Origin of the sequence: Allobosea caraganae (assembly GCF_003351345.1) — a bacterium.
In the GTDB taxonomy this organism is placed as follows: domain Bacteria; phylum Pseudomonadota; class Alphaproteobacteria; order Rhizobiales; family Beijerinckiaceae; genus Allobosea; species Allobosea caraganae.
Genome location: NZ_QQTO01000033.1, coordinates 368,744 through 393,174, shown reverse-complemented (window position 1 = coordinate 393,174; position 24,431 = coordinate 368,744). Strand labels below are relative to the sequence as shown.

21 protein-coding genes are annotated in these 24,431 nt (G+C 67.7%); 8 read left to right on the top strand and 13 right to left on the bottom strand.

The window, feature by feature from the left end; genetic code table 11:
* Position 1 precedes the first annotated feature (1 nt).
* The 3 genes from DWF00_RS22720 to panB all read right to left on the bottom strand — a co-directional run bounded on the left by DWF00_RS22720 (position 2) and on the right by panB (position 2,097).
* Positions 2–244, bottom strand: a complete 243-nt coding sequence (locus DWF00_RS22720; protein WP_114831221.1) for a hypothetical protein — start codon at positions 242–244, stop codon at positions 2–4.
* Positions 245–249: 5 nt separating this feature from the next.
* Complete coding sequence (locus DWF00_RS22715) at positions 250–1,194, bottom strand: aspartate carbamoyltransferase catalytic subunit (RefSeq protein ID WP_114831220.1); 945 nt, start codon at positions 1,192–1,194, stop codon at positions 250–252.
* 81 nt (positions 1,195–1,275) lie between these two features.
* Entirely contained in the window at positions 1,276–2,097 is an 822-nt protein-coding gene (gene panB / locus DWF00_RS22710; protein WP_114831219.1) for a 3-methyl-2-oxobutanoate hydroxymethyltransferase, read from the bottom strand.
* Positions 2,098–2,299: 202 nt separating this feature from the next.
* On the opposite strand from panB, the gene topA reads away from it, so the two are divergent.
* Complete coding sequence (gene topA / locus DWF00_RS22705; protein ID WP_114831218.1) at positions 2,300–4,978, top strand: type I DNA topoisomerase; 2,679 nt, start codon at positions 2,300–2,302, stop codon at positions 4,976–4,978.
* Positions 4,979–4,998: 20 nt separating this feature from the next.
* Here topA and DWF00_RS22700 read toward each other — a convergent pair whose 3' ends face one another.
* The 6 genes from DWF00_RS22700 to DWF00_RS22675 form a co-directional block, all read right to left on the bottom strand.
* Positions 4,999–5,238, bottom strand: coding sequence for a hypothetical protein (locus DWF00_RS22700; protein ID WP_245974202.1), 240 nt, complete (start codon positions 5,236–5,238; stop codon positions 4,999–5,001).
* A gap of 88 nt (positions 5,239–5,326) precedes the next feature.
* Positions 5,327–6,412: a DUF2778 domain-containing protein gene (locus tag DWF00_RS22695; RefSeq protein WP_114831216.1), complete on the bottom strand. Its 1,086-nt coding sequence runs from the start codon at positions 6,410–6,412 to the stop codon at positions 5,327–5,329.
* 435 nt (positions 6,413–6,847) lie between these two features.
* Positions 6,848–7,573: an endonuclease/exonuclease/phosphatase family protein gene (locus DWF00_RS22690; RefSeq protein WP_114831215.1), complete on the bottom strand. Its 726-nt coding sequence runs from the start codon at positions 7,571–7,573 to the stop codon at positions 6,848–6,850.
* A gap of 20 nt (positions 7,574–7,593) precedes the next feature.
* Positions 7,594–9,024: a phospholipase D-like domain-containing protein gene (locus tag DWF00_RS22685; protein WP_114831214.1), complete on the bottom strand. Its 1,431-nt coding sequence runs from the start codon at positions 9,022–9,024 to the stop codon at positions 7,594–7,596.
* A gap of 283 nt (positions 9,025–9,307) precedes the next feature.
* On the bottom strand, positions 9,308–10,255 hold the full coding sequence (locus DWF00_RS22680) for a ring-cleaving dioxygenase (RefSeq protein ID WP_114831213.1): 948 nt from the start codon (positions 10,253–10,255) through the stop codon (positions 9,308–9,310).
* 221 nt (positions 10,256–10,476) lie between these two features.
* Positions 10,477–12,801: a bifunctional salicylyl-CoA 5-hydroxylase/oxidoreductase gene (locus DWF00_RS22675; protein ID WP_114831212.1), complete on the bottom strand. Its 2,325-nt coding sequence runs from the start codon at positions 12,799–12,801 to the stop codon at positions 10,477–10,479.
* Between the two features lie 228 nt (positions 12,802–13,029).
* Here DWF00_RS22675 and DWF00_RS22670 point away from each other — a divergent pair, with 228 nt between their 5' ends.
* From DWF00_RS22670 to DWF00_RS22645, 6 genes are read left to right on the top strand one after another with little or no spacing between them, the layout of a single operon-like run.
* The gene (locus tag DWF00_RS22670) at positions 13,030–13,785 is read left to right on the top strand and encodes an SDR family NAD(P)-dependent oxidoreductase (RefSeq protein ID WP_114831211.1); all 756 of its coding nucleotides are present in this window, start codon (positions 13,030–13,032) and stop codon (positions 13,783–13,785) included.
* Positions 13,786–13,788: 3 nt separating this feature from the next.
* Complete coding sequence (locus DWF00_RS22665; RefSeq protein WP_114831210.1) at positions 13,789–14,331, top strand: MarR family winged helix-turn-helix transcriptional regulator; 543 nt, start codon at positions 13,789–13,791, stop codon at positions 14,329–14,331.
* The gene (locus DWF00_RS22660) at positions 14,328–15,161 is read left to right on the top strand and encodes an enoyl-CoA hydratase family protein (protein WP_114831209.1); all 834 of its coding nucleotides are present in this window, start codon (positions 14,328–14,330) and stop codon (positions 15,159–15,161) included. The genes DWF00_RS22665 and DWF00_RS22660 overlap by 4 nt, the downstream gene beginning before the upstream one ends.
* Before the next feature lies 1 nt (position 15,162).
* The gene (locus tag DWF00_RS22655) at positions 15,163–16,362 is read left to right on the top strand and encodes an acyl-CoA dehydrogenase family protein (RefSeq protein ID WP_114831208.1); all 1,200 of its coding nucleotides are present in this window, start codon (positions 15,163–15,165) and stop codon (positions 16,360–16,362) included.
* Position 16,363: 1 nt separating this feature from the next.
* A complete protein-coding gene (locus DWF00_RS22650; protein ID WP_114831207.1) occupies positions 16,364–18,007 on the top strand; it encodes a benzoate-CoA ligase family protein in 1,644 nt (547 codons plus the stop codon).
* A gap of 54 nt (positions 18,008–18,061) precedes the next feature.
* Positions 18,062–18,463 carry a RidA family protein gene (locus tag DWF00_RS22645; RefSeq protein WP_114831206.1) on the top strand — a complete coding sequence of 134 codons (402 nt, stop codon included), beginning with the start codon at positions 18,062–18,064 and terminating at the stop codon, positions 18,461–18,463.
* Positions 18,464–18,549: 86 nt separating this feature from the next.
* Here the strand turns inward: DWF00_RS22645 and cysN are convergent, their stop codons facing one another.
* The 4 genes from cysN to DWF00_RS22625 form a co-directional block, all read right to left on the bottom strand.
* The gene (gene cysN, locus DWF00_RS22640; RefSeq protein ID WP_114831205.1) at positions 18,550–20,181 is read right to left on the bottom strand and encodes a sulfate adenylyltransferase subunit CysN; all 1,632 of its coding nucleotides are present in this window, start codon (positions 20,179–20,181) and stop codon (positions 18,550–18,552) included.
* Positions 20,181–21,083, bottom strand: coding sequence for a sulfate adenylyltransferase subunit CysD (gene cysD / locus DWF00_RS22635; protein WP_245974199.1), 903 nt, complete (start codon positions 21,081–21,083; stop codon positions 20,181–20,183). The genes cysN and cysD overlap by 1 nt, the downstream gene beginning before the upstream one ends.
* Before the next feature lie 4 nt (positions 21,084–21,087).
* The gene (locus tag DWF00_RS22630) at positions 21,088–21,921 is read right to left on the bottom strand and encodes a phosphoadenylyl-sulfate reductase (protein ID WP_114831203.1); all 834 of its coding nucleotides are present in this window, start codon (positions 21,919–21,921) and stop codon (positions 21,088–21,090) included.
* 168 nt (positions 21,922–22,089) lie between these two features.
* Positions 22,090–22,875 (bottom strand): SDR family oxidoreductase, encoded by a 786-nt coding sequence (locus tag DWF00_RS22625; protein WP_114831202.1) that lies wholly within the window; start codon positions 22,873–22,875, stop codon positions 22,090–22,092.
* Positions 22,876–23,213: 338 nt separating this feature from the next.
* Between DWF00_RS22625 and DWF00_RS22620 the strand changes: the two genes are divergently transcribed.
* Positions 23,214–24,395, top strand: coding sequence for an ABC transporter substrate-binding protein (locus tag DWF00_RS22620; RefSeq protein ID WP_114831201.1), 1,182 nt, complete (start codon positions 23,214–23,216; stop codon positions 24,393–24,395).
* Positions 24,396–24,431: the final 36 nt, after the last annotated feature.

Here is a 24,431-nt window from a genome sequence, read left to right as displayed (position 1 = left end):
CTCAGGCATTGTCGCGTCGAAGCTCCGCTTTAGCGTCTTGTTTCTGCGTGAACAGCATCGTCCAGAACGCCACCAGCCCCCAGAAGAGCAAGCAGAGCAGCGCCCCGGAAATGACGATGAACCAGGTCCAGCCGGCGCTCGGATCGGCGAAGAGGAAGCCGCTCGCGCTTACCAGGTAGAGCCCGACGAAGACGTAGCGCGCCCGGCGCATCTGTCGCAGCAGCCAGCCAAGAAAAAGGTCCATCGACCTCAGCCATTGGGCAGATGCTGTGCGAGCGCGTCGAGCACCGCCATGCGCACCGCCACGCCCATCTCGACCTGCTCGCGAATCAGCGATTGCGCGCCGTCGGCGACCTCCGAGGAGATCTCGACGCCGCGATTCATCGGGCCGGGATGCATGACCAGCGCATCGGGCTGAGCGAGCGCGAGCTTTTCGCGGTCGAGCCCGAAATAGCGGAAATATTCCTTCGACGAGGGGACGAACGCGCCGTGCATACGTTCGAGCTGGAGCCTGAGCATCATCACGATATCAGCGCCTTCCAGGCCCTTCTTCATGTCGGTGAAGACGGAAAGGCCCATGCGTTCGATGCCCGCGGGCAACAAGGTCGAGGGCGCAATGAGTCTGACTTTCGCGCCAAGCGCGTTGAGCAGGATGATATTGGAGCGCGCCACCCGGGAATGCAGGATATCCCCGCAGATGGCGACAGTGAGGCCGGCGATGCGACCCTTGTTGCGGCGGATGGTGAGCGCGTCGAGCAACGCCTGCGTCGGGTGCTCGTGGGCGCCGTCGCCGGCGTTGACCACGGAGCAGTCGACCTTGCGGGCCAGCAGGTTGACCGCGCCGGCGGCGTGATGGCGCACGACGAGGATGTCGGGCCGCATCGCGTTCAGCGTCGCGGCGGTGTCGATCAGCGTCTCGCCCTTCTTCACCGAGGAGGACGCGACCGACATGTTCATGACGTCGGCGCCGAGCCGCTTGCCGGCGAGCTCGAACGAGGCCTGCGTGCGCGTCGAGGGCTCGAAGAACAGGTTGATCTGGGTGCGGCCGCGCAGGGTCGCGGTCTTCTTCTCGACCTGCCGCGAGAGCGCGACATAGGTCTCGGCCCGGTCGAGCAGCGCCTCGATATCCAAATGCGACAGACCCTCGATCCCGAGGAGATGGCGGTGCGGATAGAGCGGCGCTGGCGATGTCATTTGAAGACCGCTGTGTAAGCGCGAGTCGCGGCCCACGCAAGCGGAAGCACCGGCCTCAGGCAAGCTTTTCCAGGAGAGTTCTCATTCCGGCTTCAAGGAGTAGACATGGCTCTCGCTGGGGAACTGCCGCGCCTTGACCTCATCGGCATAGGCCGAGACCGCATTCCTGACCGCCTCGGCCAGATTGCCGTAGGTCTTGACAAACTTTGGCACGCGCCCGGTCAGGCCGAGCATGTCGTCGAGGACGAGGATCTGCCCGTCGCAGGTGACTGAGGCGCCGATGCCGATGGTCGGCACGTCGACGCGGCGGGTGATTTCGGCCGCCAGCGGCTCCGAGACGGCCTCGACCACCAGCGAGAAGGCGCCGGCCTGCGCGACCGCTTCGGCATCAGCGAGAATCGCCGGCCATTCCGCCTTGCTGCGTCCCTGCGCCTTGAAGCCGCCGAGCACGTTGACCGCCTGCGGGGTGAGCCCGACATGGCCCATCACGGGAATGCCGCGCTCGACCAGGAAGCGGACGGTCTCGGCCATGCGCACGCCGCCCTCGAGCTTGACCGCGCCGCAGCCGGTCTCCTTGAGGACGCGCGCAGCATTGCGCAGGGCCTGCTCGCGGCTTTCCTCGTAGCTGCCGAAGGGCAAATCGACCACGACGAGCGCCTTGCGAGTCGAGCACATCACGGCCTGCCCGTGCAGGATCATCATCTCCAGCGTCACCGGGACGGTGCTGTCGAAGCCATAAACGACCATGCCGAGCGAGTCGCCGACCAGGATGAAATCGGCGAATTCGTCGACGATCGCCGCCATCGGCGCGGTATAGGCGGTCAGCGAGACGATCGGTTCGCCGGATTTGCGCTGGCGGATATCCTGCGCGGTCACCCGTCTGGTCTGTGCTTGCGACGACACGGTGCCCTCCCCATCTTGGTTGCCGACGCTGGTAACGGGTCCGTCCGGCGCCGAAAAGCACAATCGGCGTTTGACAGAGCGGACGGCCTGAACCACCTTCGCGCGCAATTCCGAACCTGCAGCAGCGCCCCGGCGCCAAGCTCGGCCGAGCAGGCACGTTGCGTGCTTGCCCCGCCCTTTGCCCTACGAGACTGAAACCGCCATGAAGCTCCTCGTCGTCGAGTCGCCGGCCAAGGCCAAGACGATCAACAAATATCTCGGCTCCGACTACGAGGTTATCGCCTCGTTCGGGCATATCCGTGACCTGCCTGCGAAAGACGGCTCGGTCGATCCCGAAGCTGATTTCAAGATGCTCTGGGAGATCGAGGGGCGCGGCGCCAAGCAGGTCGCGGAGATCGTCAAGGCGGTCAAGGGTGCCGAAAAGCTCATCCTCGCGACCGACCCGGATCGCGAGGGCGAGGCGATCTCCTGGCACGTGCTGGAGGCGTTGAACGAGAAGCGAGCGCTGAAGGGCATCCCGGTCGAGCGCGTCACCTTCAACGCCGTGACCAAGGACGCCGTGCAGAAGGCGCTGGCCAATCCGCGCCAGATCGACCAGGCGCTGGTCGATGCCTATCTCGCCCGCCGGGCGCTCGACTATCTCGTCGGCTTCACGCTCTCGCCGGTGCTCTGGCGCAAGCTGCCCGGCGCCCGTTCGGCCGGGCGCGTGCAGTCCGTGGCGCTGCGCCTGGTCTGCGACCGCGAGCGTGAGATCGAGGCCTTCCGGGCCCGCGAATACTGGTCGCTGGTGGCGACGCTCGCGACCAAGACCGGCGCGACCTTCGACGCGCGGCTCGTCGGCGCCGACGGCAAGAAGATCACGAGGCTCGACATCGGCACCGGCGCCGAGGCCGAGGCCTTCAAGGCGGCGCTGGAGACGGCCCTGTTCAACGTGGCCGAGGTCGAGGCCAAGCCGGTCAAGCGCCACCCCTACCCGCCCTTCCAGACCTCGACGCTGCAGCAGGAGGCATCGCGCAAGCTCGGCATGGCCCCGGCCCGCACCATGCAGGTGGCGCAGCGGCTCTATGAGGGCGTCGACATCGGCGGCGAGACCGTCGGCCTGATCACCTATATGCGGACCGACGGCGTCGACATGGACGGCAGCGCCATCACCGCCGCCCGCAGCGTCATCGGCAAGGAGTTCGGCAACCAATACGTCCCGAGCGCCCCGCGCAAGTACACGGTCAAGGCCAAGAACGCGCAGGAGGCCCACGAGGCGATCCGCCCGACCGATCTCGCCCGGCTGCCGGCCATGGTCGCGCGCCAGCTCGAACCGGAGCAGGCCAAGCTCTACGAGCTGATCTGGATCCGCACCATCGCGAGCCAGATGGAATCGGCCTCGCTGGAGCGCACCACGGTCGATATCGCCGCGAAGGTCGGCGCCCGCCTGCTCGACCTGCGCGCCACCGGCCAGGTCGTGCTCTTCGACGGCTTCCTGAAGCTCTACCAGGAAGGCCGCGACGACGAGGAAGACGAGGACAGCAAGAAGCTGCCGCCGATGGCGGCCGGCGACCCGCTCGAAAAGCGCAACATCGCCGCCGACCAGCACTTCACCGAGCCGCCGCCGCGCTTCTCCGAAGCGAGCCTGGTCAAGCGCATGGAAGAGCTCGGCATCGGCCGGCCCTCGACCTATGCCGCGACGCTGGGGACGCTGCGCGACCGCGAATACGTCCGCATCGATAAGAAGCGGCTCGTGCCCGAGGACAAGGGCATGCTGGTCACCGCCTTCCTCGAAAGCTTCTTCAAGCGCTATGTCGAGTTCGACTTCACGGCGAGCCTGGAGGAGAAGCTCGACCGCGTCTCCAACGCCGAGATCGACTGGAAGGCGCTGCTGCGCGAGTTCTGGGAGGAGTTCACCAAGGCGATCGCCGGCACCAAAGAGCTACGCGTCACCGAGGTGCTGGAGGCGCTGAACGGCGTGCTCGGCGAGCACATCTTCCCGGCCAAGGGCGATGGCAGCGATCCGCGCACCTGCCCGACCTGCGGCACCGGCCAGCTCTCGCTCAAGCTCGGCAAGTTCGGCGCCTTCGTCGGCTGCTCGAACTATCCGGAATGCCGCTTCACGCGGCCCCTCTCCGTCCCCGCCAATGACGGCGAGGCAACGGCCGAGGGCGGCCAGGGCACGCCCGGCGTGCGCATCCTCGGCAAGGACCCGGTCACCCAGCAGGACGTCACGCTGCGCGACGGCCGCTTCGGCCCCTATGTCCAGCTCGGCGAGGGCGAGAAGCCGAAGCGCCAGAGCCTGCCCAAGGGCATGAGCGCGGCAGCCGTCGACCTCGACAAGGCCCTCGCCCTGCTGGCGCTGCCTAAGGAGGTGGCGAAGCATCCCGAGAGCGGCGAGCCGATCCTGGTCGGCATCGGCCGCTACGGCCCTTACGTCCAGCACGGCAAGACCTACGCCAATATCGACAAGGACGACGACGTCCTCCAGCTCGGCGGCAACCGCGCCATCGACCTGATCGTCGCCAAGGAGAGCGGTGCCGGCGGCGGGCGCTTCGGCAGAGGTGCAGCCGTGCCGGGCCGCGATCTTGGCGAGCATCCCGGCGGCGGCAAGCTCGTCGTGCGCGCCGGCAAGTACGGCCCCTACGTCAACTGGGGCAAGGTCAACGCGACCCTGCCCAAGACGATGACGCAGGAGAGCCTGACGCTCGAACAGGCGGTCGAACTGGTCAACGCCAAGGCCGAGGCCAGCGGCGTGAAGGGCGGCGGCACGAAGGCCAAGGCGGCAAAGGCCCCGGCGAAGAAGCCCGCGGCCAAGGCCGCAACTGCAAAGGCCGCAACCGGAAAGGCTGCCGCCAAGCCGAAGGCTGCGGCAAAGCCCAAAACGGCGGCGAAGGGCTAAGGCCCGGCGGGAGCCGCGCGTTAGCGCGACTTCCGGCGCAGATGGCAGATCTGCACCCGCCCGCCGCGGCCATCCGCGTGCCATGCGCAGCCGGCATTGCGCGGCTCGCGGCGATACAAATGGATGATCGCGCGATTGTTGCGATCATAGGTCCGGTTAGAGAAATCATGCCCGCCGACGCGGACATTGCGGCCGAAACGGACCTCCGACAGCGCGGGCGTGGCCGAGCCCAGGACCGTGCAGCCGAGCGCGAGCAACAAGCTGGCTAGCGGCGCAACAGCCCTGAACCGAGATACCGCGCCCATGGCCTTCTCCAAACGCTGATGCGGGATCGCCGCCGCCCGGCACTCACAGGCTGGCGACGACCACCAGGCGCTTCACCTCGCCGCGCAGATAGGCCTGCAGGAACTTGTCATAGTCTCTGAAGGAGACGCAGCCGTTCGAGTCGCCGCGCGGCCCGAGCAGGTAGGTATGCGTCAGCAGGCCGGCGCGGCCATGGATCTTGCCGCTGCCGCCGACCGGATTGAGCCGCAGCGCCCGCACGCCGTGGAACAGCGCCTCGCGCTCGGTCAGGTCGTAGACATGCGGCGGCGTCACGCCCTGCATCCGGACATGGGCGAAGCGGGGGTCGTCCATTTTGTCGCCGAGGCCGGAATGCGCCTCCAGCCGGTCGCCATTGGGCATGTAGACGGTCTTCGCCGAGATGTCGTAGATCGCGGTCGCCTGGGCCGAGACGGGCGCCGCCGAACTTGGCAGCGTCGGGCTGAGCTTGCGGCCGCGGGAGCGGTCAACGACGTCATCCTCCGGCGCGGCATAGGCCAGGGCCGGGCCCGACGAGCGCTGCACGCCAAAAAGCTTCTCGAAGAAGGAGCGATTGTCCTCGGCTTGCGCCGCCGGGGCGGCAGCCGTCCGCGTCCGACGCGAGAGCGGGCGCTCGGCGACGCGCGGAGCCTCGGGTGAGGCCGGCGGTGTCAGGTCGGAGGGGCGCGGCACCGGCACGGGCGCGCCCTGGGCAAGCCTCGCCGCCGGTTCCAGCGCCGGCAAGGGTAGCGACGGCGCGCTGTCCGGCTCCTCCGCCGCGGCGGCAAACTGCTCGACTGGAGCTGCGGGCGCAGGCGACGCCGACTGGAAGCCGGCGCCGAGCGGCGCGGCCTCATTGAGCGGGCGCGGCGCATGGCCAAGCGAATAGCCAGGGTCGAGCAACGGATCGTAGCGCCCGGCCGAGGCGACCACCTTCGGCGGCGCAAGCACCGGCGTGAGCTCGCGGACGGCGGATTCCCGGGGGGCCTGGCTATTGTCGCGGACCACGATGCCGATCAGAGCGGCGATGCCGAAGGCCAGGACGAGGAACACCACCCTGGGGAAGCGCGAGCGGCGTCGATAATAGCGAGAGCGCGAGGCGAAGCTGCGTTGCCGATAAGTCGTGTCTCTCATACGCGGCACTCTCGGGATACTCGGATACTCCTTCCCGCCCCCGACGCGCGTCGACACCCGCCCCACTCGCGAGGTCGCGAGCGAGCCGTCCTGCCGGCCCGACTATCAGTAAAGGGAAGCCCCAAACGTCGTTCGATTCATAAGGCGCGCGCTTGGTTAATCACGCGTGAACCACGATCATCTTTTTTGAGGCACGCATTTTCAGCGGCACCGCCATCGTCCCGTCCCGGAATGGGCGCTTGAAGCCGGTCGGTTGGGCAGGATTTGGGCGTTGGCGCGGCGGGCTCGGGTCACGGAGACCGTTTGAGACTTCGCTGGCGTGAGTCGGCTGCCGTGGCCGCCGAGAACCGGAGCGGAGCGGACTTCATGTCCGTGAGCACCGGAAGCGCAGGCGGCCGCGTCAGACGGCCTCGCCAGTAGAGGTCTCAAATGGTCTCAAGCCGCCGCCTTGCGAAAGGAGGCACTGACCGCGTCGAACTCCACCTTCGCCTTGAGCGGCAGATGGTCGGAGGCCTTGCGCGAGAGCGGCGTGTCGTGGACGGCGAGCTCCGTGATCAGCCCCTGCGGCCAACCCAGGATCCGATCGAGCGAGAGCATGGGGCGCTGCGAGGGGAAGCTCGGCAAGGGCAAGGCGCCGCCGAAATAGGGCTCGAGCACGTTGAGCGCCGATTTGCGGCTGCGGCGCCATTCGTTGAAATCGCCGAGCAGGATCGTCGGCATCGGGGTCAGCTCAAGGAAGGCGCGCAGGAGCACGTTGGCCTGGTCGACGCGCGAGCGCCGGAGCAGGCCGAGATGCGCCGCGATGACGCGGAACTTGCCCTCGCCAAGATCGAGCTCGGCCACGACGGCGCCGCGCGGCTCCAGCCCCGGCAGGGTCAGGCGGAAGCGGCGGTAATAGGCCGGCTCGCCGCGCACGAGCAGGGCGTTGCCGTGCCAGCCATGGCCGTCGACATGGTCGGACTGCACGAGGAGGTGCAGGCCGGTTTCCTTTTGCAGCACTATAGGGTCGAGCAAGCCGATGCGCTGTCCGAAGCGGCGGTCGACCTCCTGCAGCGCGACGAGGTCGGCGCCGATCTCGCCGAGCACGCCGATGATGCGGCCGGGCCGCACCAGCCGGTCGGTACCGCGGCATTTGTGGATGTTGTAGGATGCGACCTTCACCTTGGCCTCGGCATGGCGTGCTACAGATAAGGCATGAGCAGCCGTGCGGCGGCGTCACGAATCTTGACGATGCCCCATCTGGCGTCGATCTCGGCCATCATGATGGGGTCGGTCAGCTTGCGGTCGATAGCGGCGCCAAGGCGCCCTGCCAAATCACTATCATGAAACTCGACTGTGAGCTCAAAGTTCAGCCGCAGGCTGCGGGCGTCCCAATTAGCGCTGCCGACCAGGCACCAGGCATCGTCGACGACCATAAGCTTGGAATGGTCGAAGGGTGGCGGCGAGCGCCAGAGGCGGCAGCCCATTTTCAGCAGGGGGCGGATATGGGCGTAGACGGCCCAGCCGACGAGGCGATGGTTGTTCCGTGCCGGCAGGACGATGTCGACGGTGACGCCGCGCAGGGCCGCCAATTGCAGGGCCGTGAGTAATTGCTCGTCCGGCAGGAAATAGGGCGTCGCGATCCTGATCGAGCTCTTCGCCGAGCTGATCGCGGCCAGCAGCACGAGCACGAGCTGGTCGACGCTCTGGTCGGGGCCGGACGCGATCGCGCGGGCCGGAGCGGCGCCATGCGCGTCATAGGCCTGCGCACTCCAGACCGGATCGTCGAGCGTCTCGCCCGTGGTGAAGGACCAATCGTCCTGAAAGCTCGCGGCGATCTGATTGACGACAGGGCCCTCGATGCGGAAATGCACGTCGCGAACCGGCTCCGCCGGTTGCGTCGCCAGCAGGTTCTCCGCCCCGATATTGAGGCCGCCGATGAAGGCGGTCCGGCCGTCGATGACCATGATCTTCTTGTGCAGCCTGAGATCGAGAAGCGGCATCTTCCAGGGCAAGAGCGAATGCAGGTATCGGGCCACGGGCACCCCGGCCCGGTGCAGGCGGTGATAGGCGGCCGAGTGCAGGAAGCCGCCGCCGAAGCCGTCGATCAGCACCCGGATCGCGACGCCGCGCTGATGCGCCCGCGTGAACGCCGCGATGAACCTTTCGCCGGCCTCGTCCGTGCGGAAGATGAAGGTGGCGAAGACGATGCTGGTCTGCGCGGCCTCGATGGCTTCGAGCATCCGCGGATAGGCTTCGTCTCCGCAATGCAGGATGTCGGTGACGCGGCCCGGCTCGCTGTCGATGCCGGTGATCTTGTCGACGGCGGTGAGCAGGCTGTGATCGGTCTTGCGTGCCCTGCCCTTAAGCGCGACGTCCGGCCTCACGCCGCCCTCGGCGCCGCGCAGACGCTGCGCCCGGCGTTTGACGCGGTTGATCCCGAGCAGGAAGTACAGGAACGGCCCGAAGAAGGGCGAGAGCCACGCGAGGCCGATCCAGCCGATCGCCGCCGCGACCTCGCGCTTCTTGAACAGGGCATGGAGCGTCACCGCGCCGGCGCTGGCGAAATGCGCGATCGTGAGGAGCAGGGCCCCGTGGTCGAGCAGGGGCGTGGCGAGCGCAGCGGCATCCATGTCGCTGATGGCGTACTACGAATCCGGCCGGCTGTAAGCTCGGGTCTCCTTCTCTCCTCGGGGGAGAAGGTGGCAGCGCGAAGCGCTGACGGATGAGGGAAGTCAGGCGTAAAACATGACGACGCCCGCGACCTGCCCCCTCTCCCCCTGCGGGAGAGGGTTGGGGTGAGGGGGCGCGCAACGCTTGCCGGTCTTCGTCCGTCAAGACCGCCAGCGATTCCGACCTGCGCGACCCCTCATCCGCCCCTTCGGGGCACCTTCTCCCGCAGGGGGAGAAGGGAAGTCAGAGCGGCTTCAGGCCCGCCTCGATCTGCGCCCGCTTCGCCTCGAGGAAGGGCGGCAGCGAGAGCTTCTCGCCCATCGTCTCGGCCGGCTCGTCGGCGGAGAAGCCGGGCTCATCGGTGGCGATCTCGATCAGCACGCCGTTCGGCTCGCGCAGGTAGAGCGAGCGGAAGTAGAAGCGGTCGACCTTGCCGCTATTGGGATAACCGGCCGCACGCAGCCGCTCGGCCCATTCGTCGTAATCGCCGAAGGTCGGCGTGCGCAGCGCGAGATGGTGCACGCCACCCGCCCCTTCCCGCGCCTGCGGCAGGCCGGGCTCGACTGCGACGTGAAGTTCCGCCGCCGGGCCGCCCTCGCCCACGTTGAAGACGTGGATGTCGCCGGCGGCATGGGCCGCGTCGCGATAGTTCGAAGCGCGCTCCAGGCCAAGCAGCTGGGTCAGCACGGCCTCAGTGCGTTCGAGCTGCGGCACCGAGATCGTCACCGGGCCGAGGCCGCGGATCTGATGCTCGGCCGGGACCGGGCTCTTCTCCCAGATGGCGAAGGGGATGTTGCCGCCATCGGCGATCAGCGTCAGGCGCTGGCCTTCCGGATCCTCGAAATCGAGTGCGGCGCGGCCGTTGATGCTGCGGATCTCCGAAGCCTTGACGCCGGCCGCGGTCAGCCGCTCGCGCCACCATTGCAGCGAAGCCTCGTTGGCGACCCGCAGCGAGGTGCGGACGATCGCGTGCGTGCCGCGCTTGGCCGGAGGCGCCGGCCAGTCGAAGAACGTCAGGTCGCTGCCGGGTGAGCCGGCGCCATCGGCATAGAACAGGTGATAGGCGGTGGTGTCGTCCTGGTTCACCGTCTTCTTGACCAGGCGCATGCCGAGCGTCTCGACATAGAAGCGGCGGTTCAGCGGCGCATTGGCCGAAATCGCGGTGACGTGGTGGATGCCCGTGAGCTTCATCGCTGACCTCATGATCTCCGGCGGGCCGAGATGACCCGCGCTTGGTCCCTGAGATAGCGGCTCTACCGCCGCATGCTAGCCGGTGTGCGCCAAGCACGACATTGCAGCAGCGCAATGAAACGGTCCGATGAAGCCGCCACGTCATTGCGAGCGCAGCGAAGCAATCCAGGGGAGTGCGTGAGGCCCCTGGATTGCTTCGCTGCGCTCGCAATGACGATGTCTCAATGCGACTGCGCGTGGGCGCTCGGCTTGGCCTTGAGCTTGAGCTCGGTCAGCTCCTCACGCTCGCGCGGCGTGTTGCGCATGAGCTGGTCCTTGCCGGGCTGGTATTGCACCGGCTGCGGGATATCGACCCCGTACCAGGCCGCCGCGCGCAACACGAAGGACGGATCGGCCAGATGCGGCCGGCCGAGCGCGACGAGGTCGGCCCGGCCCGAGGCGACGATGGTGTTGACCTGATCGGCCGTGGTGATGTTGCCGACGCACATCGTGGCGATGCGCGCCTCGTTGCGGATGCGATCCGAGAACGGCGTCTGGAACATGCGGCCATAGATCGGCCGGCTGTCATTGACGGTCTGGCCGGTGGAGACGTCGACGAGGTCGCAGCCCTCCCCGGCGAAGGCGGCGGCGATCGCGACCGAATCTTCGGCCGAGAGGCCGCCGGCCTTCCAGTCGGTGGCGGAGACGCGCACCGACATCGGCTTCTCGCGCGGCCAGACCTCGCGCAACGCGCGGAAGACTTCGAGCGGATAGCGCAGCCGGTTCTCGACCGAGCCGCCATACTCATCGGTGCGGTGGTTGGTCAGCGGCGAGAGGAAGCTCGCCAGCAGGTAGCCATGGGCGCAGTGCAGCTCCAGCATGTCGAAGCCGGCGCGCTCGCCACGCTGCGCCGCCGCGACGAACTCGTCGCGGACGCGGTCCATGTCGGCGCGGGTCATCTCGCGCGGGACCTGGCTCTCGGGGTAGTAGGGCAAAGGCGAGGCCGAGATGATCGGCCAGGCGCCCTCCGCGAGCGGACGGTCCATGCCGTCCCACATCAGCCTGGTCGCGCCCTTGCGCCCGGCATGGCCGAGCTGGAGGCAGAACTTAGCCGACGAATTGGTGTGGACGAAGTCGACGATGCGGGTCCAGGCGGCTTCCTGCGCATCGGTGAAGAGCCCGGCGCAACCGGGCGTGATGCGGGCATCAGCGGCGACGCAGGTCATTTCGGTGACGATCAGGCCGGGGCCGCCCACGGCCCGCGAGCCGTAATGCATCAGGTGCCAGTCGCCCGGCATGCCCTCTTCGGCCGAATACTGGCACATCGGCGAGAGCACCATGCGGTTGGCGATCTCCAGTTCGCGCAGCTTGAACGGCTGGAAGGCGGGGGGAACCGGCCTGCCGTCGCGCTTGCGGCGCGCGTCGGGACCGACCTCTTCGGCTACCAGCTCGTCAATGGCGGCAACGAAGTCCGGGGCGCGCAAAGCGAGGTTATCATAGGTGATCGCCTTGGAGCGGGTCATCAGGCCGAAGGCGAAGCGCAGCGGGTCGAAATCCCAGAAGCGGCTGAGCTGCTCGAACCAGACCAGCGAGACGTCGGCGGCATGCTGGGTCTTCTCGACCTCCTCCCGGCGGGTGCGCTCATAGAGCGCGAGCGCATCAGTGACATCGAGCTTGGCCGCACCGAAGGCGCGATGCAGCGCGATCGCGTCCTCCATCGCCAGCTTGGTGCCAGAGCCGATCGAAAAATGCGCCGTCGCCTTGGCGTCGCCGATCAGCACGACGTTCTCCGAGACCCAGCGCTCGCAACGGATCATCGGGAAGTTGCGCCAAAGCGAACGGTTGGTGACCAACTTGTGGCCCTGAAGCTCCTCGGCGAAGACGCCCTCCAGGAAGGTGGCCGAGGCTGCCTCGTCCATGCCCTCCAGCCCGGCCCTGGCGAAGGTCTCTGGGTCGGTCTCCAGCACCCAGGTCGAGCGGCCGGCCTCGTACTGGTAGCAATGGGCGATGAAGAGCCCGTGCCCGGTCTCCTTGAAGAAGAAGTTGAAGGCGTCGAAAGGGCGGGTCGAGCCCATCCAGGTGAACTTGTTCGGGCGAAGATCGGTCTCGGGCTTGAAGCGCTCGCGCCAGCCTTCGCGGATGCGGCTGTTGATGCCGTCGGCGGCGACGACGAGGTCGAACTCGCGCTTCAACAGCTCGATATCGGCGGCCTCCTCACCGAACTTGAGGGTGACGCCGAGCTGGCGCGCCCGCTCCTGCACCAGCATCAGCAACGAGCGGCGCGAGCAGCCGCAGAAGCCGTTCCCGGACACGCGATGGACGCTGTCCTTGAAATGGATTTCGATGTCGTCCCAATAGGCGAAGTTGTCGACGATCGCCCGGTAGCTCACGGCATCCGCCGCCTTGAACATGTCGAGCGTCTGATCGGAGAAGACGACACCGAAGCCGAATGTGTCGTCGGCCTGGTTGCGCTCGAAGACCGTGACGTCGAGCGCCGGCCAGTCGCGCTTCATCAGGAGCGCGAAATAGAGCCCAGCAGGCCCGCCGCCGACCACCGCGATACGCATCCGCGCTCTCCCAAATTGCGATCTGAATTTATTTTAAGCCTGAAATAATTTCTTCTCAAGAGGCTTGCGGCCGGGCAACGCGAATCCGCGCCTCAACCGAGCAAATTTCAGCGAGAAGCGGGTAGAAGGCTCGCCACCCTCTGCGTGTCTCTCAGCGCAGCCGCATTCACAACCAGCTTGCAAATTCCTTTAGACCTAAAATATATTCCAGGCAGGAGGAGCGGCGGCATGGATCTGGCGGGACGGCATACTCTGGTCACCGGCGGCGGGCGCGGCATCGGCCGCGCCATCGCCGCGGCGCTGAAGGCAGCCGGCGCGCGCGTCGCGATCATCGGCCGGGACGAGGCCATCCTGCAAGCGGCCGTTGCCGGCGGCACCGCCGATGCCTATGCAGCCTCCGACGTGCGCGACGAGACGGCCATCGCAGCGGCGATGGCGGAACTCGCCAAGCCACAGCCCTTCGACATCGTCATCGCCAATGCCGGTGCGGTCGAGACCGGGCCGTTCATGAAGAGCGATGCCGAGCGCTTCCGGCGCATGCTCGAACTCAACCTGATCGGCACGGTCAACGTCTTCCACGCCGCCCTGCCCGGCATGGTCGAGCGCCGGGATGGCCGCCTGATCGCCATCGCCTCGACCGCCGGCCATCGCGGTTATCCCTACGTCTCGGCTTACGTCGCAGCGAAGCATGCGGTTGTCGGGCTGGTGCGCTCGCTGGCGCTGGAGACGGCGCGCACGGGCGTGACCGTCAACGCCGTCTGCCCCGGCTATACCGATACCGACATGGTCGCGGGCGGCGTCGCGGCGATCACGGCCAAGACCGGCAAGTCGCAGGAGCAGGCGCTGGCCGAACTGGTGAAGGACAACCCGCAGGGCCGGCTGGTCCAGCCGAAGGAGGTCGCGGCTGCCGTGCTCTACCTCTGCGGCGCGGCAAGCGCCTCGGTCACCGGCCAGTCGCTGCTGATCAATGGCGGGGAGTTTTAGAGCATGGAAACGCCCGCCCCCGGCTTCGTGCTCGACCGCGAGACCAAGGCCAATGAGCGCCCCGGCGATCACAAGGACGAGCTGCGGCTCTGGCTGCGGCTGCTGACCTGCTCGACCCTGATCGAGACCGAGATCCGCAACCGGCTACGCGAGGAGTTCAAGACGACGCTGCCGCGCTTCGACCTGATGGCGCAGCTGGAGAAATCCACGACCGGCATGACGGTCGGCGAGGTCTCCCAGCGGCTGATGGTCTCGAACGGCAACGTCACGGCGGTGGTCGCAGGGCTGCTCGCCGATGGCCTGGTCGACAAGCGCCCGGCGGCGCAGGACCGGCGCGTGCAGGTGCTGACGCTGACCGCGCTCGGGCGCAAGAGCTTCAAGGCCATGGCGGAGCGGCACGAGGGCTGGATCGCAGAGCTCTTCGCCGGGCTCGACCATGTCGAGATCAGCCAGCTCTTCCGCCTGCTCGGGCAGACCAAGGGCTCGCTGCACCAGGCCATCAAGCGCCGCGCCGATCAGGCGAATGGCGAAGGAGACAGCGCATGAGCGCCGCCAACGCCACGACCCTGCCGCTCAGCGATTTCAAGCCGGAGCATTTCGAGCTTTCGGTCGCTGGCAAGCTCGCGACTGTGACGCTGAACCGGCCGGAGAAGAAGAACCCGCTCACCTTCGAGAGCTATCGCGAGCTGACCGATTTCTTCCTCGCGGCGCAGAAGGAGGAAGAGGTCAAGGCGATCGTGGTCACCGGCGCCGGCGGCAACTTCTCCTCGGGCGGCGACGTGTTCGAGATCATCGGGCCGCTGGTCGCGATGGAGACCAAGGACCTGCTCAAGTTCACCCGGATGACCGGCGAGCTGGTCAAGGCCATGCGCGCCTGCCCGCAGCCGGTCATAGCCGCCATCGACGGAATCTGCGCCGGCGCCGGCGCGATCATGGCGATGGCCTCCGACATCCGGCTCGGCACGACTGACGCCAAGATCGCCTTCCTGTTCAACCGCGTTGGCCTCGCCGGCTGCGACATGGGCGCCTGCGCGATGCTGCCGCGCATCATCGGCCAGGGCCGCGCCGCCGAGCTGCTCTATACCGGCCGCGTGCTGCGCGGCGAGGAGGCGGAACGCTGGGGCTTCCTCAACCGGCTCGTCGCCAAGGAGGCCGTGCTCGCCGAGGCTCAGGCACTCGCGGCCGAGCTGGCCGATGGCCCGACCTTCGCCAACGCCATGACCAAGCGCATGCTCGAAATGGAATGGGCGATGTCGGTCGAAACCGCAATCGAGGCCGAGGCCGTGGCGCAGGCCTTGTGCATGCAGACCGAGGATTTCGCCCGCGCCTACCATGCCTTCGCCGCCAAGCAGAAGCCGGTCTTCGAGGGCAATTGAAATGGTCTCCCTTGGCATCGGTATCCTTGGCGACACGCTCGACTGGCCCTTCTTCGAGGACCGCCACCGCGCCTTCGCCGAAGAGCTCGCCGCCTGGGCCGACGCCACGCTGCCCGGCCTGCCGCATGACGATGTCGACGCCGCCTGCCGGGCGCGGGTGAAGGCGCTGGGCGAAGCCGGGTTCCTGAAGGCCGTGGTGCCGGCCGCCCATGGCGGGCTCACCGAGGCGCTCGACGTGCGCACGCTCTGCCTCGCCCGCGAGACGCTCGCTGCGCGCGATGGGCTGGCCGATTTCGCCTTCGCCATGCAGGGGCTCGGCACCGGCTCGATCAGCATCGCCGGCTCCGAGGCGATGAAGACCCGCATCCTGCCCGGCGTGCGCGACGGCAAGCGGATCTCGGCCTTCGCGCTCTCGGAGAAGGAGGCGGGCTCGGATGTCGCGGCCATGGCCACCACAGCCACGCCCGACGACAACAGGCATGTCCGTATCGACGGCGAGAAGACCTGGATCTCGAATGGCGGCATCGCCGACCACTACGTCGTCTTCGCCCGCTCCGGCGAGGCGCCGGGCGCGCGGGGCTTATCCGCCTATCTGGTCGAGGCCGATACGCCCGGCCTGAGCATCACCGAGCGCATCGACGTGATCGCGCCGCATCCGCTGGCGACGCTGCGCTTCGATTCCTGCCGCATCCCGGTCGAGAACCGCATCGGCGGTCCCGGCGACGGCTTCAAGGTGGCGATGGCGACGCTCGACATTTTTCGCTCGACGGTCGGCGCCGCCGCGCTCGGCTTCGCAAGGCGGGCGCTGCACGAAACGGTGTCGCATGCGAATGCGCGCAAGCTCTTCGGCGGTACGCTCGGCGACCTCCAGCTCTCGCAGGCGGCCATCGCCGACAGCGCGGCCGAGGTCGATGCCGCCGCCCTGCTGGTCTACCGCGCCGCCTGGACCAAGGATAAGGGCGCGGCCCGTGTCACCCGCGAGGCGGCTCTGGCCAAGCTCGTCGCCACCGAGAACGCCCAGCGCGTCATCGACCGCGCCGTGCAGATCCATGGCGGGCTCGGTGTCACCAAGGGCGTCAAGGTCGAGGAACTCTACCGGGAGATCAGGGCGCTGCGGATCTACGAGGGCGCCAGCGAAGTCCAGAAGATCGTGATCGCGCGCGACCTGTTGAAGACGCACGGCAGAAAGCCAGGGGAATGAGATGAACACCGCGGATTTCGTGCGGTCGGGGCATCAAGACAGCTTCGCGCGGGACAATCTGCCGCCGCGCGAGAGCTGGCCCGACCTGCTTCTGGAAGAGGCCGGCCTGGACTATCCCGAGCGGTTGAACGCCGTCACCGAACTGCTCGACCGCCATGTCGCGGACGGGCGCGGCGAGCGCATCGCGATCGTCTCCGACCATGCAAGCTGGAGCTATGCCGAGCTCGCCGAGCAGGTGAACCGCATCGCCAACGTGCTGACCCGCGACCTCGGCCTCGTGCCGGGCAACCGCGTGCTGCTGCGCGCCGCCAACACGCCGATGATGGTCGCTTCCTATCTGGCGGCGATCAAGGCCGGCGGCGTCGTGGTCGCGACCATGCCGATGCTGCGGGCAGGCGAATTGGCCTACCCGATCAGGAAGGCGCAGATCGCGCTGGCGCTCTGCGATCATCGGCTGGTCGACGATCTGAAGGCTGCGCAGAAGCAGGCGCCGGAACTCACGCGCATCGTCACCTGGGGCGGCGGCACGCAGGGCGATCTGGAGGCGTTGGTCGCGCAGGACGGCTATGAGCTTTTCGAGGCCGCCGACACCGCCCGCGACGATGTCTGCCTGATCGGCTTCACCTCGGGCACCACAGGCGAGCCCAAGGGCACGATGCATTTTCACCAGGACCTGCTGGCGATCTGCGACTGCTATGGCGCGCGCGTGCTGAAGGCCTCGCCCGAAGACCGCTTCATCGGCTCGCCGCCGCTCGCCTTCACCTTCGGGCTCGGCGGGCTCGTGCTGTTCCCGATGCGGATCAGCGCCGCGATGGTGCTGCCCGACAAGGTCGCGCCGCCCGATCTCATCACTGCGATCGAACGCCATAAGGCGAGCGTCTGCTTCACCGCGCCGACGGCCTATCGCGCCATGCTCGACAAGCTGGAAGGGCGCGACATCACCTCGCTGCGCATCTGCGTCTCGGCCGGCGAGAACCTGCCCAAGGCGACCTTCGACGCCTGGAAGACCGCGACCGACCTGCCGCTGATGGACGGCATCGGCGCGACCGAGATGCTGCACATCTTCATCGGTGCACCGCGCGAGGCGATCCGCCCTGGCTCGACCGGCCTGCCGGTGCCCGGCTACGAAGCCAGGATCGTCGATGCCGAGGGCAAGGAGGTGCCGGACGGCACGCCCGGCCGCCTCGCGGTGCGCGGCCCGACCGGCTGCCGCTATCTCGCCGATGCGCGCCAGGGAAAGTACGTCGAGAAGGGCTGGAACATCACCGGCGACACCTATCTGCGCGATGCGGACGGCTATTTCTGGTACCAGGCCCGCTCGGACGACATGATCATCTCGGCCGGCTACAACATTGCCGGACCGGAGGTCGAGGCCTGCCTGCTGATGCACGAGGCCGTGGCCGAATGCGGCGTGGTCGGCGCGCCCTGCCCCGATCGCGGGCAGATCGTGAAGGCCTATGTCGTGTTGCGCGCCGGATTGCGCGGCGATCCTGCGCTGGTCAAAACCTTGCAGGAGCACGTCAAGGCCGCTATCGCGCCCTATAAGTACCCTCGCGCCGTCGAGTTCGTCGCGGCACTGCCCAAAACCCCGACCGGCAAGCTCCAACGCTTCGCCCTGCGCCAGATCGCGCGCGGCGAGGCTTAAGCGCCTGCCCCTCCAAGAAACGGCCTAACGGCCCAAAAGACCGAGGCAACGCCCATGTCCAACGATTCCCGCGCCATCCTGCCCGAGGGCTGGCCCGTGCCGCGCGGCTATGCGAACGGCATGGTCGCGCAGGGGCGCGTGCTGGTCACCGGCGGGCTCGTCGGCTGGGACAAGGACGGCGTCTTCGCCGAGGGCTTTTTGGGCCAGCTCCGCCAGACGCTGGTCAACATCAAGGCGGTGGTCGAGGCCGGCGGCGGGCGCATGGAGGATATCGTGCGGCTGACCTGGTACGTCACCGACATCGCGACCTACCGCGCCAGCCTGAAGGAGATGGGGCCGGTCTACCGCGAGGTGCTTGGCCGGCATTTCCCGGCCATGGCGGTGGTGCAGGTCGTGGCGCTGGTCGAGCCGCAGGCGCTAATCGAGATCGAGGCGACAGCAGTGATTTCGGGCTGAAACGTCATTGCGAGCGCAGCGAAGCAATCCAGAGGGAGTGCGTGAGGCCCCTGGATTGCTTCGCTGCGCTCGCAATGACGATTAGGTCAGATCCCCGCGCCGTCGCGCAGCGTCGCCGAGGGGTGCTTGCGCCAGAGATGGGCATGCAGCGCCCGCAGCGACGGCCGCAACGCGATGTCGCCCAGCGCCAGCGCGCCCGAGAGATCGGCGCGCCCGGTCAGCGCAAAGGCTGCGGCGAACAGGCCGGCCGTGCTGAGCACGCGCCAGCTCACCGTGCTCCACCACAGACGCCGCTCCGGCGTGCCGCGCCGGCCGACCAGGCGAATGGCGGCCTGCCGCGCGCGGCCAAGCGCGCCCTCCTCCGGCAGCGGCTCGTCGCGGCCCGGCCGCGCCTCCGCCGCGACGAAGCCGAAGGCCACCGTCTCGTTGCTGATGCGGTCGAACAGGATGAAGCCGCCGAGTTCGCGGCTGTCATCATAGGGCAGCGCCACCAGCGGCCGGTCGAAGCGCAGGGTCGCAAGCCCGATGCCGTTCATGAGCAGGCTCTGCGCCGGAACGGGCTTGAAGCCCTCGATGTCGATGCTGTGATGCAGCGTCTCGACCGTGGCGTTAACCGCCTGCGTGCCGAGCTTCAGGGCGAACTGGCCGCCTTCCAGCATGGCGCGCTCGCCGGTCCAGAGCAGCTTCGCCTTGAGCTCGCGGCGCACCGGCAACGGCGCATCGGTCGCGACGAGGAGATCGCCACGCGAGATGTCGATCTCCTCGGTCAGCGTCAGCGTCACTGCCTGGCCGGCGGCGGCATTGCTGGTGTCGCCGGCGGCGCCGATGACGCGCGCGACCTTGCTCTGGCGCCCCGAGGGCAGCACCGTGACCGGATCGCCGACGCGGATGCGGCCGCGCACCGGCGTGCCGGCATAGCCGCGGAAATCGAGATCGGGCCGGTTGACCCATTGCACCGGCAGGGCAAAACCGTCCTCTCCTCGCGCCGCCTCGGCAACCGCCACGGTTTCGAGGAAGGGCAGCAGCGCCGGCCCGTCATGCCAGGGCATGGCCTTGGACGGGCGCATGACGTTCTCGCCATCGCGGGCCGAGACCGGGATGAAATGGACGGAGGCGAAGCCGAGGCTCTTCACCGCCTCGCGGTAATCGGCGGCGATGCGCTGGAACACCGCCTCGTCATAGCCGACGAGGTCCATCTTGTTGACGGCGACCACGACGTGGCGGACACCGACCAGCGAGACGATGAAGGAATGCCGGCGCGTCTGCGGCAGCAGGCCCTTGCGAGCGTCGATCAGGATGATGGCGAGATCGGCGGTCGAGGCGCCGGTCGCCATGTTGCGGGTATATTGCTCGTGGCCGGGCGTGTCGGCGACGATGAAGCTGCGCTTCTCCGTGGCGAAATAGCGGTAGGCGACGTCGATGGTGATGCCCTGCTCGCGCTCGGCCGAGAGCCCGTCGACCAGCAGGGCGAAATCGGGAGCCGCTCCTTGCGTGCCGAACTTCTTCGAGTCGCTGTCGAGGGCGCTGAGCTGGTCGTCGAAGACCGCCCCGGCCTCGTAGAGCATGCGGCCGATCAGGGTCGACTTACCGTCATCGACCGAGCCGCAAGTGATGAAGCGCAGCAGCGACTGCTGGCCGACGCCGGTGAGGCCAGAGGCATCGTTGGCGGGAAGCGGAGCGGCGGCGCTTGGGCGCTTCTTCTCGACGGCCAGACCCATCAGAAATAGCCTTCCTGCTTCTTCTGTTCCATCGAGCCGGCGCCATCATGGTCGATGACGCGGCCCTGGCGTTCGGAGGCGCGCGAGGAGCGCATCTCGGCGATGATGTCGGTGAGGTTGGCGGCCTCGCTCTCGACCGCGCCGGTCAGCGGATAGCAGCCGAGCGTGCGGAAGCGGACCATGCGGGTCTCGACGACCTCACCGGGCAGCAGTTCCATGCGCTCGTCGTCGCGCATGATCCAGGCGCCGTCGCGGCGCACGACCGGGCGCGGCGCGGCGAAATAGAGTGGCACGACCGGGATGTTCTCGAGTGCGACGTAGTCCCAGATGTCGCGCTCGGTCCAGTTCGAGAGCGGGAACACGCGAAAGCTCTCGCCGCGATGCTTGCGGGTGTTGAAGAGCTGCCAGGGCTCGGGGCGCTGGTTCTTCGGGTCCCAGCGATGCTCGGGCGAGCGCAGCGAGAAGACGCGCTCCTTGGCGCGGCTCTTCTCCTCGTCGCGGCGGGCGCCGCCAAAGGCCGCGTCGAACTTGTGGAGGTCGAGCGCCTGCTTGAGGCCTTGCGTCTTCATCACGTCGGTATGGACGCGCGAGCCGGAAGCGAAGGGGCCGATGCCGGCCTTCACGCCCTCCTGGTTGATGTGGACGATCAGGTCGAGCCCGAGCCGCGAAGCCGTCTCGTCCCGGAAGGCGATCATCTCGCGGAACTTCCAGGTCGTGTCGACATGGAGCAGCGGGAAAGGCGGCTTGGCCGGATAGAAGGCCTTCATCGCCAGATGCAGCAGGACGGCGGAATCCTTGCCGATCGAATAGAGCAGCACCGGCTTGTCGCAGGTCGCGACGACCTCGCGGATGATAAAGATCGCCTCGGCTTCGAGCTTCTGGAGATGGCTGAGCTGGATCATGTTCTTATGCCTCCGCCGGCTCGGGCGCCTTGGCGCGCACCAGCTTGCCGTCGGCGCCGACATGCAGGCCGCATTCCTTGGCAGCGTCGTCCTCCCACCACCAGCGCCCGGCGCGCTCCGGCTCGCCAGGCGCGATGGCGCGGGTGCAGGGCTGGCAGCCGATCGAGACGAAGCCCTTTTCGTGCAGTGGGTTGAGCGGGATCGCTTCCGCCTTGGCGAAGGCGAGCGCCCGCTCGCGCGACCAGTCGAGCAGCGGGTTGAACTTGATCAGCCCGCGCTCGGCCTCGGCCTCGGCAAGCTGGACGCCGCCGCGCGCGGCCGACTGGTCGGCGCGCAGGCCGGTGACCCAGACATCCGCCCCCGCGAGCGCGCGCCCAAGCGGCTCGACCTTGCGGATGTCGCAGCAGGATTTGCGGGCATCGCGCGACTGATAGAAGCCGTTGATGCCGTTCTGGCGAACGTAGAGCTCTATCGCCTCATGGCGCGGGTAGAAGGGCCGGATCACCACGCCATAGCGCCGCTCGGTCTCCTCCCACAGCGCATAGATCTCGGGAAACAGCCGGCCGGTATCGAGCGTGACGATCTCGATGGGCAGTTTCGCGCTGGCGATCAGATGGGTGAGGACCTGATCTTCCAGGCCGAAGCTGGAGGTGAAGACGATGCGGCCAGGGGCGGTCGCAACGAGGCCTGCCAGCCGGCCCGCGGCATCCGCCGCGTCGAACGCGCGCACCAGCCCCGCCGCCCGCTCCCGCAAGGTGGTTTCGCTATGGATGGCGCTCCCGGACTCAGTTTTCAGCCCGTCCGAGCGCCGATCGGAGACGAGCTGGTCCAAGGCCATGACACACGTCAGCGTTCGGTAAATCGAACACTTCAGCTATACCCGCAGGCCCTAATGATCAATTCACAGGCAGTAGCGTGGTTTTTCTTATTTCACGTCGAAAGTAGAAGAACCTTCCAGGGAAGCGGCAGAATCGGCTTTCGCGGCCGATTCTGCCGCATGAGGTGGTCAGATCCCGCGCGTCGCGCCGCCGTCGATCCTGATCTTGGCGCCGGTGACATAGCTCGCGCGCTCGCTGGCGAGGAAGGCGACGACGTCGGCGAATTCCTTCGGCGTGCCGTAGCGCCCGGCGGGAATCGTGGCGCGCGAGGCGGCGGCGGTCTCCTCGATGCTCTTGCCGGCGCGGTCGGCGGCGGCCTGGTCGAGCTGGGCGACGCGCTCGGTCTGGATGCGGCCGGGCATCACGACGTTGACGGTGACGCCTTGCGAAGCCACCTCGCCGGCCAGCGTCTTCGACCAGGCGAGCACGGCCGAGCGCACGCCGTTCGAGAGCGCGAGCCGCGGGATCGGCTGCTCGACGCCGGACGAGGTGATGGTGATGATGCGGCCCCAGCCGCGCTCGGTCATGCCGGGCAGGAAGGCCTGGGTGAGGTGGAACAGGTTGGCGGCCATCGACTCGAAATAGGCGAGCCAGTCGGCGCGGGTCGCCTCCCTCGCCTCCTTCGGCGGCGGGCCGCCGGAATTGCCGATCAGGATGTCGATGCCGCCGGCATGTTCGAGCACGCCGGTCAGCGTCTCCACGGAGTTGATGTCGGAGAGGTCGAGGCTGGCGGCGACGATGCGGCCGCGCGCGCCCTCGGAGCATTCGTCGATCCAGGCGTCGATCGCCGCCGTGTTGCGGGCGGCGGCGATCACGGTCGCGCCCTCCTCCGCGAGGGTGCGGGCGATGGCCGCGCCGAGGCCGCGGCTGGCGCCGAGCACGAGGGCGCGCTTGTCGTGAAGTCCGAGATCCATGATTCCCTCGTATGTGCGAGACGCGATGGCGCCGAAGGCCCGTCGCGATGGCAATTGGTGCCAGCGCGATCGAAACAATTCCTGCTACAGAACGCCGCCCAGGGGCAATGCCCGGCCGAGCCGTGATCCGCGTGCAGATGGCGATAGTGCCGCCTAGCGGGCCGTTTGCCTGTCAGAAAGACGACAAGCTTGGAACTGCCTGGCAGCTTCCAGCAGCAAGCCGCATAATCGTCACCGGCATCGCCTATCGACCCAATTGACAGGTCCGCGCAATCAGCCGAAAACCTGTGCGATTTCAGAATAATAGTGCGATAATCGCACAATTTAGGGAGAGCTCGATGACATCCAGATTTGCCTTCACGCGCCGGGCTGCCATCGCGCTCGGCGGCGCACTCATGCTCGCCGGCGGCCCGGCCCTGGCGCAGGAGACGGTCAAGATCGGCCTGATCCTGCCGATGACCGGCCCCTTCGCCTCGACCGGCCGCCAGATCGAGGCTGCGGCCAAGCTCTACATCGCCGAGAAGGGTGCGACCGTCGCCGGCAAGAAGGTCGAGCTCATCGTCAAGGACGATACCGGCACGCCGGACGTGACGCGGCGCATCGCGCAGGAGCTGCTGGTCAACGACAAGGTCAGCTTCCTCGCCGGCTTCGGCCTGACGCCGCTCGCCTTTGCCGTCGCGCCGCTGGCGACGCAGTCGAAGACGCCGATGATCGTGATGGCGGCGGCAACCTCCTCGATCACCGAGCAGTCGCCCTTCATCGTCCGCACCAGCTTCACCCTGCCGCAGGTGACGATCGGCATCGCCGACTGGGCGGCCAAGAACGGCGTCAAGAAGGCGATGACGCTGGTCTCCGACTACGGCCCGGGCATCGATGCCGAGAAGGCCTTCAAGGACCGGCTGACCGCAGCCGGCGGCGAGGTGACCGGCGAGGTCCGCATCCCGCTGCGCAACCCCGATTTCGCGCCGTTCCTGCAGCGCGTCAGCGACGCCAAGCCCGACGCGCTCTTCGTCTTCGTGCCGTCCGGCGTCGGCTCGCAGTTCATGAAGCAGTTCGTCGAGCGCGGGCTCGACAAGTCGGGCGTGCGCCTGATCGCCACCGGCGACGTCACCGATGACGACATCGTCGACAGCATGGGCGACGTCGCCCTCGGCACGATCACCACGCACCACTACTCGGCGAACCATAACTCGCCCGAGAACAAGGCCTTCGTCGCCGCCTTCACCAAGGCCGCCAACGTGCGCCCGAACTTCATGGCCGTCGGCGGCTGGGACGGCATGCACCTGATCTACGAGGCGCTGAAGAAGACCAACGGCGCGACCGATGGCACGGCGCTGGTCGAGGCGATGAAGGGCATGAGCTGGACGAGCCCGCGCGGCCCGATCTCGATCGACGCCAAGACCCGCGACATCGTCCAGAACGTCTATGTCCGCAAGATCGAGAAGGTCGACGGCCAGCTCTACAATGTCGAGTTCTCGACGTTCGAAGCGGTTCCGGACCCGGTCAAGGCCGGCAAGTGACCGCCGAAGGCGGTCATCCCGGACGCGGCGAAGCCC